The 13962-nt window shown below is 64.4% G+C and carries 14 protein-coding genes; 4 read left to right on the forward strand and 10 right to left on the reverse strand.

All coding sequences use genetic code 11. The annotated features are described in order from the left end of the window. Positions 1–146: 146 nt before the first annotated feature. The 7 genes from astB to HAV22_RS18945 all read right to left on the reverse strand — a co-directional run bounded on the left by astB (position 147) and on the right by HAV22_RS18945 (position 8461). Positions 147–1490, reverse strand: a complete 1344-nt coding sequence (gene astB, locus HAV22_RS18915) for an N-succinylarginine dihydrolase (RefSeq protein ID WP_166861192.1) — start codon at positions 1488–1490, stop codon at positions 147–149. A gap of 1 nt (position 1491) precedes the next feature. Next, positions 1492–2958: a succinylglutamate-semialdehyde dehydrogenase gene (astD, locus tag HAV22_RS18920; protein WP_166861193.1), complete on the reverse strand. Its 1467-nt coding sequence runs from the start codon at positions 2956–2958 to the stop codon at positions 1492–1494. After that, the gene (gene astA / locus HAV22_RS18925) at positions 2951–3982 is read right to left on the reverse strand and encodes an arginine N-succinyltransferase (RefSeq protein ID WP_166861194.1); all 1032 of its coding nucleotides are present in this window, start codon (positions 3980–3982) and stop codon (positions 2951–2953) included. The genes astD and astA overlap by 8 nt, the downstream gene beginning before the upstream one ends. A gap of 25 nt (positions 3983–4007) precedes the next feature. Further along, on the reverse strand, positions 4008–5048 hold the full coding sequence (locus HAV22_RS18930; protein WP_166861196.1) for an arginine N-succinyltransferase: 1041 nt from the start codon (positions 5046–5048) through the stop codon (positions 4008–4010). A gap of 81 nt (positions 5049–5129) precedes the next feature. Continuing rightward, on the reverse strand, positions 5130–6371 hold the full coding sequence (locus tag HAV22_RS18935) for an acetylornithine/succinyldiaminopimelate transaminase (protein WP_166861197.1): 1242 nt from the start codon (positions 6369–6371) through the stop codon (positions 5130–5132). Positions 6372–6598: 227 nt separating this feature from the next. Continuing rightward, a complete protein-coding gene (locus tag HAV22_RS18940) occupies positions 6599–7537 on the reverse strand; it encodes a GlxA family transcriptional regulator (protein ID WP_166861198.1) in 939 nt (312 codons plus the stop codon). Positions 7538–7555: 18 nt separating this feature from the next. Then, a complete protein-coding gene (locus HAV22_RS18945) occupies positions 7556–8461 on the reverse strand; it encodes a DMT family transporter (RefSeq protein ID WP_166861200.1) in 906 nt (301 codons plus the stop codon). A 96-nt stretch (positions 8462–8557) separates the two neighbouring features. Between HAV22_RS18945 and HAV22_RS18950 the strand changes: the two genes are divergently transcribed. From HAV22_RS18950 to HAV22_RS18965, 4 genes are all read left to right on the forward strand, one after another. Next, positions 8558–9046, forward strand: a complete 489-nt coding sequence (locus HAV22_RS18950) for a MarR family winged helix-turn-helix transcriptional regulator (RefSeq protein ID WP_166861201.1) — start codon at positions 8558–8560, stop codon at positions 9044–9046. A gap of 1 nt (position 9047) precedes the next feature. Next, positions 9048–9329, forward strand: a complete 282-nt coding sequence (locus tag HAV22_RS18955; RefSeq protein WP_166861202.1) for a hypothetical protein — start codon at positions 9048–9050, stop codon at positions 9327–9329. Positions 9330–9358: 29 nt separating this feature from the next. Further along, positions 9359–10195 carry an HDOD domain-containing protein gene (locus tag HAV22_RS18960; protein ID WP_166861204.1) on the forward strand — a complete coding sequence of 279 codons (837 nt, stop codon included), beginning with the start codon at positions 9359–9361 and terminating at the stop codon, positions 10193–10195. 203 nt (positions 10196–10398) lie between these two features. Further along, positions 10399–10917, forward strand: a complete 519-nt coding sequence (locus HAV22_RS18965; protein ID WP_166861205.1) for a porin family protein — start codon at positions 10399–10401, stop codon at positions 10915–10917. Between the two features lie 255 nt (positions 10918–11172). On the opposite strand, the gene HAV22_RS18970 is transcribed toward HAV22_RS18965, so the two are convergent. The 3 genes from HAV22_RS18970 to HAV22_RS18980 all read right to left on the reverse strand — a co-directional run bounded on the left by HAV22_RS18970 (position 11173) and on the right by HAV22_RS18980 (position 13871). Continuing rightward, positions 11173–12378 (reverse strand): transposase, encoded by a 1206-nt coding sequence (locus HAV22_RS18970; RefSeq protein WP_166861206.1) that lies wholly within the window; start codon positions 12376–12378, stop codon positions 11173–11175. A gap of 239 nt (positions 12379–12617) precedes the next feature. Next, positions 12618–13421 (reverse strand): IS5 family transposase, encoded by an 804-nt coding sequence (locus HAV22_RS18975; RefSeq protein ID WP_166861208.1) that lies wholly within the window; start codon positions 13419–13421, stop codon positions 12618–12620. Between the two features lie 99 nt (positions 13422–13520). Then, entirely contained in the window at positions 13521–13871 is a 351-nt protein-coding gene (locus tag HAV22_RS18980; RefSeq protein WP_166861209.1) for a hypothetical protein, read from the reverse strand. Positions 13872–13962: the final 91 nt, after the last annotated feature.

Here is a 13962-nt window from a genome sequence, read left to right on the forward strand (position 1 = left end):
CTTGTGTGGACAGGGTTGTCCCGTCCAGATTCGTGCTTCCTTGTTACCGGAAACTATCTTTTACTGTAGGGTGGGCTCCCCGAGCCCACGCGTATCGTTAGCGTTATGCAGGCGTCCGCGTGGGCACGGAGTGCCCACCCTACGAATCATGCCAGATCATACAATCCCGGCAAGCCGAGGATGCGTTCGAGGTCTTCCAGTGCGGCCGCGCACTCGATTGCCAGTTGCGGGTCGGCCAGGTCCTTCGGCTCGACGCGGTCGCGGTAATGGCGCTCGACCCACGGCACGAGGCGCGCATACAGGTCTTCCGTCATCAGCACGCCCTGGTGCATCGCGGTCGCTTCCTCGTCCGTGAGCACGACGCGCAGGCGCAGGCACGCGGGGCCGCCGCCGTTGCGCATGCTCTGGCGCAGGTCGAATTCGACCAGCTCGTCGATGGGCCCGCCGGAAGCCACCAGCTGCTCCAGGTAGCGCGCGACGGTCGCCGTCTCGCGGCATTCGTGCGGGACGACGAGGGCCATGCCTCCATCCGGCTTGGACAGCAGCTGGCTGTTGAACAGGTAGCTCGCCACCGCATCGGCGACGGGGACCACACCCGTGTCGACGCGCACGGCGCGCAGGTCGGTGCCGGTGACACCGAGCGCGCGGCGCAGCGCTTCCAGCGTGCCCGCTTCATTGGCAAAGGCCTGCTCGTGGTAGAACAGCACGTTGCCGTTGCCGACGGCGATCACGTCGTTGTGGAACACGCCCTGGTCGATGACGTCCGGGTTCTGCGACGCGAACACCGTGCGCGCGGCATCGAGGCCGTGCAGCCGGGCGACGGCTTGCGACGCTTCCAGGGTCTGGCGCGCCGGGTATTTGGCCGGTGCCGGTGCGGACGGGTCGAACTCGACGCGGCCGTACACGAAGAACTCGACGCCGGCCGCCCCGTGGGCGCTGGCGAAGCGCGTGTGGTTAGCGGCGCCCTCGTCGCCGAATGCGGGCGTCGAGGGCAGCGGATCGTGCACGACGAAGCGGTCCGGATTCGCGAACAGCGCGCGCAACGTGCGCGTGGCCTGCGCATGCTCTTCCGCGCGGTGCAGCTTGTTGTTCAGGTTCGCGGCGGTGAAGTGCACGCGGCCATCGCGGGTGTCCGCGGACGGGCTGACCGTGGCGGCGTTGGCCGTCCACATCGGCGACGCGGAGTACGCGCACGCGAGGATCACGGGCGATTCGCGATAGGCCTGCGCCAACACGTCGGCATCCGTGCCGGAAAAGCCGAGGCGGCGCAGCAGGCGGAAGTTCGGACGCGCCTGCGGCGGCAGCAGGCCTTGCGCGAAGCCGCGCGCGGCCAGCGCCCGCATCTTGGCGAGGCCCTGCAGCGCGGCCTGGCGCGGGTTCGACGCGCTCCTCACGTTGTTGAACGAGGCGACGTTGCCGAACGAGAGGCCGGCGTAGTTGTGCGACGGACCCACGAGGCCGTCGAAGTTGAATTCGCGTGCGTTGCGCATGTTAGAAACTCAATCCCGGAGACAGTTTGGCCGGCATTTCCAGCTCGGACGTTTCGATCGACGCGACCGGGTACGCGCAGTAATCGGCCGCGTAATAGGCGCTCGGACGGTGGTTGCCGGACTTGCCCACGCCGCCGAACGGCGCGGAGCTGGCGGCGCCCGTCGTCGGACGGTTCCAGTTGACGACGCCGGCGCGCGCCTTGATGGCGAAGCGCTTCCACAAGTCTTCCGACGGCGACAACAATGCCGCGGCGAGGCCGAATTCGGTGGCGTTGGCCGCAGCGATGGCCTGGTCGAAATCGGCCACGCGGATCACTTGCAGCAAGGGGCCGAACCATTCCTCGTCCGGGATGCCTTTCGCATCCGTCACGTCGACGATGCCCGCCGTGACGAAGCCCGCGTTCGCGTCGAGCTGGCGCATGCGCAGCAAGACCTTGCCGCCCTGCGCTTCCATCATTTCCTGCGCCTGCACGAGACGTTGCGCGACGGCGGCCGAAACGACGGGACCCATGAACGGCTGCGGGTCCGCGTTCGACGGCCCCACCGCGAGCGTGCGGGCCACTTCCACGAGGCGGTCGATGAACGCCTGGCCTTGCGGCGTATCCTGCACGATCAGGCGGCGCGCGCACGTGCAGCGCTGGCCCGCCGAGATGAATGCGGACATGACGGTGTGGTGCACGGCCGCGTCGACGTTGGCGACGTCCCACACGACGAGCGGGTTGTTGCCGCCCATTTCCAGCGCCAGCATCTTGCCCGGCTGGCCGCCGAATTGTTTGTGCAGCGCGGCACCCGTCTGGCTGCTGCCGGTGAACAGGACGCCGTCGACGTCTGCCTGGCCCAGCGCGACACCGGTCGCGCGGCCGCCGTTCACGAGGTTCAGCACACCCTTCGGCAAGCCGGCCTGTTCCCACAACTGCACGGTGCGGACCGCGGTGCGCGGCGCGTATTCGCTCGGCTTGAACACGAGCGTGTTCCCCGCGATCAGCGCCGGCACGATGTGGCCGTTCGGCAGGTGGCCGGGGAAGTTATACGGACCGAACACGGCGAACACGCCGTGCGGACGGTGGCGCAGCACGGCGTTGCCGTCGGCGACCTTGCTGCTGGTCTCGCCCGTGCGCGCGGCATGCGACTGCACGGAGATGTCGACCTTGTTCGCCATCGTCGTCACTTCCGTGCGGGCTTCCCACAAGGGTTTACCCACTTCCTCGGCGATGATGGCGGCCAGTTCCTCGTTGTGCTCCTTCAGCAGGTCGCGGAAGCGCTGGCAGACGGCGATGCGCCGCTCGAGCGGCGTCAGTGCCCAGTCTTCGAACGCGGCACGCGCGGCCTTGACGGCGCGGTCGACGTCTTCCGCCGTCGATTCGTTACTGGTCCAGGTCTGGCGGCCCGTGGATGGGTCGATGGTCGCGAGCAGCGGACCCGAGCCGGCCAGCCATTCGCCGCCGATGTAATTCGATACGTTAGCCATTGTTCTTCCTTACGTTGAGGGCCAGCGAGCGGATAAGGTCGCCCGGCTGGCAATGCAGCAGTTGGAGTTCGCGCGCGGAGAGCGCGACCTTGCGGCCACCGTCGCAGGCCTGGGTAAGGACCATGCGAAAATCGTCGAGCTTCGTGTTGGAGACGAGCGTGACTTCGCACTCGCCTTCCGGCTGGCCTTCCTCGGCCGTCGTCAGGATGCTGTCGCGCACGGCGCGCAGCTCGGCCACGCGGCCCTGCAGCACGGGGCCCGCGTCGAAGATGTCGACATAGCCCTCGTAGTGCATGCCTTCTTGTTCCAGCAGCTTGCGCGCGGGGAGCGTGGAGCGGTGCACCTGGCCGATCACGGCCTGCGCGTCTTCCGGCAGGTACGCGACGTACAGCGGCTGGCGCGGCATCAGCTCCGCGATGAACGATTTTTTACCAAGCGCAGTGAGGCCGTCGACGTGGTTGAAATCCATCTTGAAGAAGTGGCGGCCCAGGCCTTCGTAGAACGGCGACGTGCCGTCCTCCGCCTGGTAGCCGCGCATCTCGGCGATGATCTTTTCCGTGAACAGGTGCTGGAACTGCGCCATGAACAGGAAGCGGCTCTTCGACAGCCACTTGCCGTTGTAGCCCGTGCGGTATTCCGGCATCAGGAACAGCGAACACAGTTCCGTCGAGCCGGTCAGGTCGTTCGACAGGTACAACGTGTCCATGCGCGTGAACACGTTCAGTTCGCGGCTGGAATGCACGAGCGTGCCGATGCGGTAGTTATAAAATGGCTCCGTCAGGCCGACGGCGGCCTTGATGGCGCACACGCCGGCCAGGCGGCCGTTCGACGTGTCTTCCATCACGAACATGTAGTCGCGTTCTTCGGGCGGAATCGTCTGCGCGAACGATGCCACCGCGGTCTCGACGCGCTCGCCCAGCATGGCGCGGTCCGGCTTCAGCGTGGTCATGCCGCTGCCGACCTGGCGCGCCATCTCGATCAGCGGATCGATGTCGTTCAGGGTGATTGCGCGGATTACGAGCATGGGTTCCTCATGATTGTCCTTCACGTCAGATGCGTACGCAGATGACGCTGTCGCCGGTCGCGACGCCCAGCGCCTCGCGTGCCGCGGGCGGCAGGCAGATGGCGTCCGAGCTCTCCGCCGGGTCGCACGGCAGCACGATCGCGCGAAACTTGCGCTCGCTGCTGGCCACCGCGTAATTCACCATCGCGGCCTTGCCGCCGCGCGTGGGCGGCTGCAGTTCCGCGTTCGCCACCTTCCTCACCATCGAGCCCGAGAACGAATGCAGCGCGTGCTTGTGCGCCTGCAGGATCGGGCCGCCGTCGAAGATGTCGATGTATTCGTCGGCCTCGAAGCCTTCTTCCGTCAGCAGGTCGAAGGCCATTTCCCCGCTCGGGTGGATCTGGCCCATCACGGCCTGCGCGGGGCCGGGCAGCAGCGGCACGTACACGGGGTAGTGCGGCATCAGCTCGACGATCAAGGTGCGGTTGCGGGCACCGCCGATCGTGCGCTCCGCATCGAGGAAATCCATCTTGAAGAACTTGCGGCCCAGCGCATCCCAGAACGGCGACTGGCCATGTTCATCGGTGACGCCGGCCAGCGGCACGAAGAAGCGGTCGCCAAAGCGGTGCGGCGCCAGCACGGCATACAGCAAGCGGGCACGCGACAGCAGCGCCGCTTCGCGCCGCGCGGTGTCGCGGTGGCGGATATAAAAGCCGGACAGCTGCGAATACGCCGTCAGCTCCGAGCACAACGTCAGCGCATGCACGCTGTGGCTGATGTTCAGGTCGCGCGAAACCTGCTGGATCACATCGTTACGGAACGCGAAATACGTGCCGTTGGAGCCGGCCGACGCGTGAATCGCGGCGGTGCCGACCAGCTCGCGGGACTCGACGTCTTCGAGCACGAACAGGTAGGACTCTTCGCTGGGGATGTCGACGTGGGCGGCGAATGATGCCACCGAACGCTCCACGAACGCGGCGATCTTTTCGCGCGTGCGCGGCAGGGTGTGCACTCCCGGCGTGGACGCGGCAAGCAGCGTCTCGAGGGCGCCGACATCCGCTGGTTCTACCGGACGAACTACGTACATGGATTCTCCCGACAATGACATCGAACGGATGGCGCCGGCCGGGCTGGGATACTCCCCTTCCGGCCGGATCATGCCGGTTGTTTAACCGGCCAGGAACGCGTCGGCGGCCTTGCGCATGATGCTGTCGGCTTCCGCGATCTGCGCATCCGACACGATCAGCGCCGGTGCCAGGCGGACGACGTCCGGACCGGCGATCAGCAGCATCAGGCCCAGTTTTTCCGCGACCTTCGTGTAGTCCTTCGACTTGCCCTTGTAGCCTTCGGCCATCGGCAGGCCGATCAGCAGGCCCTTGCCGCGCGGCTTGGCGAACAGCTGCGGGTAGTCGGCGACCAGCTTCTCCAGGTTCGCGAACACCTTCGCGCTCGCTTCGCGCACGCGCGCCAGGAACGCGGGCTGGTTGATCTGCTCGATCACGTTCAGCGCGACGGTCGTCGCCAACGGGTTGCCACCGTACGTCGTGCCGTGCGTGCCCACGGTGAAGTGCTTGCCGACTTCGTCCGTCGTCAGCATCGCGCCGATCGGGTAGCCGTTGCCCAGTGCCTTGGCCGACGTCAGGATGTCCGGGGTCACGCCCACGTTCATGTAGTCGTACAGCGCGCCCGTGCGGCCCACGCCCGACTGCACTTCGTCGAACACGAGCAGCGCGCCCGTCTTGTCGCACAGTTCACGCAGTGTCTTCAGGAATTCGACGTCGCCCGGGATCACGCCGCCTTCGCCCTGGATCGGCTCGACGATCACGGCGGCCACGTCGTCGGTGATGGCGGCGCGTGCGGACTCGATGTCGTTGTAGTTGATGTGGTTGATTTCCGGCGGCAGCGGCTCGAAGCCTTCGGTGTATTTCGACTGTCCGCCGACCGACACGGTGAACAGCGTGCGGCCGTGGAACGAGGAATAGCACGACACGATGCGCGACTTGTGCGGGCCGAACTTGTCGTGCGCGTACTTGCGGGCCAGCTTCAGTGCCGCTTCGTTGGCTTCCGCGCCGGAGTTGCAGAAGAAGGCGCGGTCGGCGAACGTCGCTTCCGTCAGCGCGGCCCCCAGGCGCAGCACGGGCTCGTTCGTGTAGCCGTTACCGAGGTGCCACAGCGTGTTGATCTGGCGGGTCATCGCGTCGACCAGCACCGGGTTGCAGTGGCCCAGGCTCGAGACGGCGATGCCGGAGGTGAAGTCGAGGTAATGCTTGCCTTCCTGGTCCCACACGTCCAGGCCCGAAGCGCGCACCGGGACCATCGCGGCCGGCGCATAGGTCGGGACGAGCACCTCGTCGAAAGTCTGACGTGTGACAGGCCGCGTGGTGACACCCGATTCGAGCTTAGCATTCATGACGTTTTCCTCATCCAAATAAGAGATTGCGCGGACTCCAGCAGCCGCGCCGAGCGATCCATTATAGAGAAGCCAAACCTTGCCGTTCTTTCCAAACTGCGACAGGCATTTTCATTTTTGGACGAGCAACAACTTTTTTGGGTAGGGTGGGCTCCCCGAGCCCACGCGAAAGCTAGCACGGTGCTGGCGTCACGCGTGGGCACAGGGTGCCCACCCTACATAAGCTCTCATTGGCTGAGCTTGCGCTGGCGCTCCTCGCGGGGGGTATTGCCGAACAGGGCGCCGAAGGCGGTGGAGAAGTGGGAGCCGGACGAGAAGCCGCACATCAGCCCCACCTGCACGATGGAGTGGTTGGTGTCGCGCAGCAGCTGGCGCGCCCGTTGCAGGCGCAGTTCGAGGTAGTAGCGCGACGGCAGGCTGCCCAGGTACTGCTTGAACAGCCGTTCCAGCTGGCGGCGCGACACGCCCGCCAGTTGGGCGATCTCGTCGGTCGACAGCGGTTCCTCGATGTTCGCTTCCATCAGCGTGACGGCTTCGGTCAGCTTCGGCTGCAGCACACCGAAGCGGGCCTGCAGCGCGACGCGCTGGCGCTCGTCCGGGCCGCGCACGCGGTCCACGCACAGGATTTCCTTCACCTGCGCCTGCACGGTCGCGCCGAACAGCAGGTCGACGAGGGTCAGCGCAAAGTCGATGCTGGCCGCGCCGCCGCAGCACGTGACGCGGGCGCCGTCGATCTCGTACAGGTGCGGGCTCAGCAGGACCTGGTCGGCGCGCATGTCGACGTCGGGATACAGCGACCACGGCAACGCCGCGCGCGCACCGTTCAGCGCGCCCGCCTCCGCCAGCCACAGCACGCCCGCGCCGACGCCGCCCCAGCACGGGGCCGCGCGGCAGCGGGCGATGACGGTACGCAGGTTGGCGGGCCGCAATGCCGCCTCGGCCTCGTCCGCCACGAGCAGCACGAGGTGCCACAGGCGCTGGTCGGCCGTGAACTTGTCGGGCGTGCGCACGTCCACGTGCAGCCGCTCCGGCCCCAACAGCTTGGCCGCCAGCCGCAGCGGCTGCACGAGGCCCGACCACGTCAGCGCGTCCGGCTCGCCCGCATGCACGAGCAGCACGCGCAACGGCGCCTCCTGCGCAAGGCGGGACAGTTCAAGCGGCTGCATCGATACGGACTGGGGTCATCACTCGGGGGCGAGCGCGGCGGGCGGCCGGCTCTCGGCATTCCATTGGCTGACAATCATACCGGAGATCAACAATGCGGCGCCGACCCAGCCGCGGCCGCCCATCGCCTCGCCCAGCCAGAAATACGCGAAGAACGCGGCGCCGCCGGGCTCGAACGCATAGATCACGGCCGCCTCGTTGGCGCTCGTGCGCGCCTGGCCCCACGTCTGCATCGAGATGATGGCGGCCGTGCACAGCACGCCCAGGTAGGCGAAGTTCGGGGCATAACGGGCGAGCCCGTGGCCGATGTGCGTCCAGTAGTTCGCGGCTTCCTCGACGCCGTGAGGCACCTCGCGCGCGACGAGCCACAGCGCGGCGCACAGGGCGACGGTGCCGATCTGCGCGGCCGTCACGCTCATCAGCCGCACGGCGCGGCGGGTGTAGATTTCCATGACCTTGATGTAGGCGCCGAACGTGAGCGCGGCCAGCAGCGCGAGCGTGTCGCCGCGGCCCCAGCCGCCGCCGCCGTCCCAGCACAGCGCGACGAGCCCGGCGATCGCGAGCAGCAGCGCGACGACGATGCGGCGCTCCGGCAGCCGGCCGCCCAGCAGGCCCAGCAGCGGCACGACCAGCACGTTCAGGCCGCAAATGAAGGCGTTGCGGTTCGACGTCGTCAGCGCGAGACCCTCCACCTGGAACAGGTAGCAGAAGAACAGCAGCAGACCCAGTGTGCCGCCCAGCATCAGGTCCGTCCGGCGCGCGCGCCACAGGAACGGCGCCAGCAGGACGGTTGCGATGGCGAAGCGCGTCACGATGATCCAGACGGGGGAAAAATAGGCGGTCAGTTCCTTCATCGCAGGAAACGTCGTCCCCCACACGAGGACGACGACGACGAGGGCGAGGATGCCACGCAGATGCTGGGTCATGAAAGTGACGCGAGTTCGGGAAGATTGCTATGGTAACGGACGCGACGGCAACGATGAAGACTGGGGCCGGACCGCGCTGGCGGCTATAATCGTTTCATGGGTGAACGATATCTGAAGAGTGTGCGCCTGCTGGCCGAATGCCTGCAAGGGTTCGAACGCTTCGTTGCCGAACCGGTACGCCGGCACGGGCTGACGCATCCGCAATTCGACATCATCGCCACCCTCGGCAACACGCCCGGCATGACGTACAAGGAACTGGGCGAGCGTACCCTGATCACGAAGGGCACGCTGACCGGCGTCATCGACCGGCTCGAACAGAAGGGCCTCGTGGAACGCGTGCGCAAATGCGACGACAAGCGCTCGTTTCTCGTGCGTCTGACGGCGGCCGGCGATACCCTGTTCCACACGGTCTTTCCGGCCGTGGTTGCGCACGGCAAGCTGCTGTTCGCCGATTATGGCGACGGCGATTTCGAACAATTGGACCACGCACTGCACCGCCTGCGCACCCGGCTCGACGCGCCGGACCTGGCGGCCGCGGTGCCTGGCGAACTCCGCGCGGGGCATGTCCCCGCCGATGAAAGATGACATGAAGACTGCCCTGCTCGAAGGCAAAAAGCCTCCCCATTTCGACAAACACATCATCGGCAACCTGTTGCTCGACGTGGCCCCGCCCGCCGAAGTGCGCGACGAACCGATGGTGATCGGCGTGCGCAACGACGCCGGCGACATCTACCGCGTGATCGGTGCCGCCACGCTGAACAGCTTCATGAACGCCGTCGAGGAATTGTTCGACCTGGGCCTCATCGACGAACTGCAGGACAAGGAAGAGCAGAAGGACGGCTGCGACGCCATTTTCAGCGAACCCTGACGACCTGCCCGGGGGTATAATTTTTTCCCATGGACAGAATCGACGCCCTCAAGAGCATTGCCGCGCAAGCCGGGCGCGGCGACCTTCATTTTCCGACGCACGTCGACGCGACGCTGAAGCTGCAGCGCGCGCTCGCCGACCCCGACTGTCACATCGACGAAGCGGCGCGCCTCGCCCAGACGGAACCCTTGCTGGCCGCGCGCACCGTCGCCATCGCCAACTCGGCCGCCTATAACCGCTTCGGCAACGACGTCACCAACGTCAAGGCGGCCGTCGCGCGCGTGGGCTTCCGCACCCTGGGCGCGCTCGCCGCCGCCGTCATCGTGCGCCAGCTGGCAAGCGAGATCCGCGACCCGGCGTTGCGTGCGAAAGCCGACCAGTTGTGGCTGCACTCGACCCACGTGGCCGCGCTGTCGCAGGTGATCGCGCGGCGCGTCTCGTTCGTCGATCCCGAAACGGCGATGTTCGCCGGCATCGTGCACGAGGTCGGCGGCTTTTACCTGCTGTCGCGCGCGGCCGAATTCCCGGGCCTGCTGGACGGTGGTGCCGACGAGTGGATCGAACATGGCGAGACCGCGATCGGCCGCGGCGTCCTCCTCAAGCTGGGCGTGCCAGCCCCCGTGATGGGCGCCATCGAAGCCCTGTGGAACGGCATGCGTGCCCTGCCGCCGGAAACGCTGGGCGATACGCTGCTGCTGGCCAACGACCTGGCGCCCGTCGGCTCGCCCCTGCTGGAACGCGATCCGGGCGTGAGCGGCATGCAAGTGGGCGCCACCATCGACTTCGCCGTCGGCGACGGCACACTCTCGTCCATCCTCGAGGAATCCGACGACGAAGTCCGGAGCCTCACGGCCGCCCTGGCCTGATCTCCCTGCTCCCTGCTCCTGCCTGGCATCGGCCGCCCGCGCGGTCGGTGTGTTGCCGTACATATGTGACTTTTTGGTCATTTACTTTCATCTTGTTACATTCCTTACCGATTGAGAACTTCTCTTCGGGAAACACGGTGCTATCTTGGCCATATTGCGATTCACGACGAATCGCGAGCCCCGAGAACACTAAGGAGTGAACCATGAAAAAACTGCTGCTCGCACTGATCGCCACCACCGCCGTCGCCGGCGCCGCCCAGGCCCAGACGAACGCACCGCGCGCCTACGTCGGCGTCGGCGCTGCCACGGCCAACAACCAGACTTCCGACAGCTACAAGACCAGCGGCAAGATCTACGGCGGTTACAACGTCGACCAGAACTGGGGCGTGGAAGCGGGTTACACCGACTTCGGCAAGGAAAACGTCGGCGCCGGTAACGTGAAGGGTTCCGGTACCTATGTCGCCGGCAAGTACAACTTCCCGCTGGGTGAGCGCTTCTCCGGTTACGGCAAGCTGGGCGTGGCCTATAACGAGCGCAAGTACGACAACGGCGCCGGTACGCACGTCAACAATTACGACACGGGCCTGTATGGCGGCGTGGGCGTCGAGTACAAGCTGAACGAGAACCTCGCCGTGAACGCCGAGTACGAGCGCTACGGCAAGGACAAGGCGTTCGGCGCCAAGCCCGACGTGTACACCGTGGGCCTGAAATACGGTTTCTAAGCTCCCTCCCCGGACCCGGCAACGGGTCTGCTGCACCGACGTCGTTCCTGCGCAGGCAGGGACGACGTTTTTTTTCGTGGTGCGTCCGGGCAGGGCAACCCTCAGGCAAAAAAATGCCCGCTCCGAAGAGCGGGCCAAGTCCAAAACTAGGGATGTCCTGAAAGAGACGAGTTCATCTTAGGCCTCCACGGCCTATCGCCTCTGTGCGGTGACTCACATTTGTTAAATATTTTGACTTATTCATGTGCCGGCAAATTACGCGCCGGCGCGCGCACGCGTCTTCACCGACAGCGCGGCCCTGCCGGCATCGTTGGAGAAGGCAACTATCCGGAATTTCCGGATAATTCGTCGGGAAGGGGCAGAACAAGTCACTCGCGACGTCAGGGTCCTGCCTATTCCTCTACTTCTATCAAGCAGTTGGGCCAAGGTGGACGAGAGCCGAAGGCGCTTCCAACTCTGGTACAGGCGTGTCTGCATGTCGTCGAGCACGTCCTGATGCTCCCATCGCGTCACTCCGCGCTGCTGGCTCGGCGTGCACTTCGTCTTGAGCGGGCAATCCTTGCAGTTCGAGCTCCAGTAGCGATGGTTTTTGAGGCCATTCTCGATGCTCGCAAAACGCCAGATCAGTGCTTGTCCCGCAGGACAGCGAAACTCGTCCTTCTCAGGATCGTAGATGAAATCGGCCTTGTCGAACCTGCCGTCAGCCATGGCATTCGATGTCTTCACCTTCGGTACCAGGGCACTGATACCGACCTCATGGCAGGCCAGAATCTCTTCACCCTTGAAATAGCCGCGGTCAGCTATCGCTGTAAGCTTTGGCGTCCCGATTGCCGTACGCGCTTTCTTGGCCATGCCGGACAATTGATCGCGGTCGCTGCCGTTATTCGTTACGTCGTGCTCGACGATCAAATGATGCTTTGTGTCGACGGCAGTCTGCACGTTGTAGCCAACGATGCCCGAGCCCCGTGTCATCATCGAGCGTGCATCCGGATCGGTGAGCGAAATCTGTGTTTCGCCTGTTTCTTGCAGCTTCGCTTCGATCTTTGTGAGCGCCGCCATCTGGTCTTTCAGCGCTGCAATCTTGTCGTTGAGGCGGACCGCTTTCGCCTGTTTGGCAGCGGGTTCCTGGCGATCGTCTTGAAGTCGGGTGCCAGTCGCTGCTGACAGCTGCGTCAGCCACATCAAGTCCACGTTACGTTGGGCTTCGCGCTCAAGCCGTCGACTCGACTGAATCCGGTTGAGATAACCGTAGATGTAGAGTTTGAGCAGCACGGCCGGGTGGTAAGCGGGCCGCCCCGTTTTCGCTGGCTGTACCCTCTTGAAGCCAAGCCCGGCAAGGTTCAGCTCTTCGACAAATACATCGACTACGCGCACCGGATTGTCCTCGGAAACGTAGTCGTCCAGTAGCGCAGGCAGCAGCGTGCCTTGTCCTCGATGTTCGCCTTCGATAAAGCGCTTCATGCGGCAGCCGTATTGATGAGATACTGGATCAACGTTTACAGACCCGGTTCCGTTTGCCCAAAACCCAAGTTTTTACACAGCCTGGGCCAAGAGCAGACGTTATAGAAAGGGTGAGCTCGATGACTTTGACGGCTTGGATTCTGCTGGCGTTAGGCATCACAACGCTTTGTCTAGCTGCCTATGCCATACGGAAGGTGCCGTGACCGGGTGGAGCATCCATTCCATCGTTCTTAGTACGCCTAACAAAACCGTTCGACATACCGCCAACAGATCGGCGAGCAGGCAAGCGAAAGGAACGCCTGATGGATATCTGCTCGCCGCTCATGCCGGATGCGCAACCTGCGAAAGCGGTGTAGCCATCCCAAGGTGCGCTCAACGACCCAACGCCATCGGCCGAGCCTTTCTCGAGACTCCACACCATATCGCGCGATACGTGCTGCGATACCTCGTCGGCGTAGCCAAGCCCGATGTGCTCGCGAAGCGTATGCCCGATCAGCGTGCAGCTTACCCGGACGTTTCCGCGCACGACCGCAAAGCCCTTTGACCGCTGGGATAGCTTCAACGAGTGGAATAAGAAAACGCGAGTCGTGTACCTGGGCGCCCGAGATCTTGGCTACCAAGGGCAACCCGCGCTGATCTACGAGCAGGTGGTGTTTGCAGCCGAGCTTGCCACGATCAGTAGGATTTCTGCCCGTGTGCTCGCCACCGGCAGGGGCCGGAACACTGGCAGCGTCAACGCAAGCTCGATCCCACATGATTTGATCGTGCTCGCGCAGCCGTCGAAGAACTGCCTCGTGGACTCGCTGCCAAACGCCAGCTTTCATCCATTCATGGAGCCGGCGCCAACAAGTCATGCCACTGCCGCAGCCGAGTTCGCGCGGCAAATATTCCCATGGTATTCCGGTCTTGAGCACAAACAGGATGCCAGTTAGGGTCGCGCGATCATTGAGACGCGGCCGTCCGCCTTTTGGCGACCTGCTGTGGGTCGGGAGATGAGCTGCTATAAGCGACCAAAGGTCTTCGGGAAGAAGTGCTTGGGCCATGGCATCAGTCCGTTTCGGAACACGACCGCCATCTTAGCTGCCGAAGCACGGCTGTGTACGCCCGCTATCGCCCCGAGGCAGAAATAGTCCGACATGGCGTTAAACGTCAAAACCTGCTTTTCGTAGAAGCGCGTCGACGTCAATCAATGCTTCTTCCGCCTTCACCTTGTCCCATGGCGGCGCGGGACATCCCGGTTCTTGTGTGCAGATGTAGAGGACCGAGTTCTCGAGAAGCCAGTCGACAACGAAACCTTCCGCAAGGGCAAACGAAATTTCATACTCGATTTGTGCTGGAGCTATGTCTAGACCGTTCGGTTTGTCTGCACCGGCATACTGCACCATTCGGCATCGTTGAGGAAGACATGTCCCTACCGAGTTTCGGTACTCGGTTAGCCGCTGCTTCAGCTTCGCAAGAAATTCTGGCGAGGAGTTTTCGATGTTGAATGCCATGGTACGAGATCCGCTCCTGGCCGAACTTGGCCGGTCGGCACGGCTCAGTGTATCAGACTGTTGTCTGTAGAGCAACTATGGGGTTTTGTTA

Origin of the sequence: Telluria antibiotica, assembly GCF_011682055.1 — a bacterium.
Taxonomy (GTDB): domain Bacteria; phylum Pseudomonadota; class Gammaproteobacteria; order Burkholderiales; family Burkholderiaceae_D; genus Telluria; species Telluria antibiotica.

Coding starts and splice junctions, on each gene's coding strand:
- HAV22_RS18930 (WP_166861196.1), bottom strand. CDS start 5,048: ATGTACGTAGTTCGTCCGGTAGAACCAGCGGATGTCGGCGCCCTCGAG.
- astB (WP_166861192.1), bottom strand. CDS start 1,490: ATGCGCAACGCACGCGAATTCAACTTCGACGGCCTCGTGGGTCCGTCG.
- HAV22_RS18940 (WP_166861198.1), bottom strand. CDS start 7,537: ATGCAGCCGCTTGAACTGTCCCGCCTTGCGCAGGAGGCGCCGTTGCGC.
- astD (WP_166861193.1), bottom strand. CDS start 2,958: ATGGCTAACGTATCGAATTACATCGGCGGCGAATGGCTGGCCGGCTCG.
- HAV22_RS18970 (WP_166861206.1), bottom strand. CDS start 12,378: ATGAAGCGCTTTATCGAAGGCGAACATCGAGGACAAGGCACGCTGCTG.
- HAV22_RS18965 (WP_166861205.1), top strand. CDS start 10,399: ATGAAAAAACTGCTGCTCGCACTGATCGCCACCACCGCCGTCGCCGGC.
- HAV22_RS18980 (WP_166861209.1), bottom strand. CDS start 13,871: ATGGCATTCAACATCGAAAACTCCTCGCCAGAATTTCTTGCGAAGCTG.
- HAV22_RS18975 (WP_166861208.1), bottom strand. CDS start 13,421: ATGGCCCAAGCACTTCTTCCCGAAGACCTTTGGTCGCTTATAGCAGCT.
- HAV22_RS18955 (WP_166861202.1), top strand. CDS start 9,048: ATGAAGACTGCCCTGCTCGAAGGCAAAAAGCCTCCCCATTTCGACAAA.
- HAV22_RS18935 (WP_166861197.1), bottom strand. CDS start 6,371: ATGAATGCTAAGCTCGAATCGGGTGTCACCACGCGGCCTGTCACACGT.
- HAV22_RS18945 (WP_166861200.1), bottom strand. CDS start 8,461: ATGACCCAGCATCTGCGTGGCATCCTCGCCCTCGTCGTCGTCGTCCTC.
- HAV22_RS18960 (WP_166861204.1), top strand. CDS start 9,359: ATGGACAGAATCGACGCCCTCAAGAGCATTGCCGCGCAAGCCGGGCGC.
- HAV22_RS18950 (WP_166861201.1), top strand. CDS start 8,558: ATGGGTGAACGATATCTGAAGAGTGTGCGCCTGCTGGCCGAATGCCTG.
- astA (WP_166861194.1), bottom strand. CDS start 3,982: ATGCTCGTAATCCGCGCAATCACCCTGAACGACATCGATCCGCTGATC.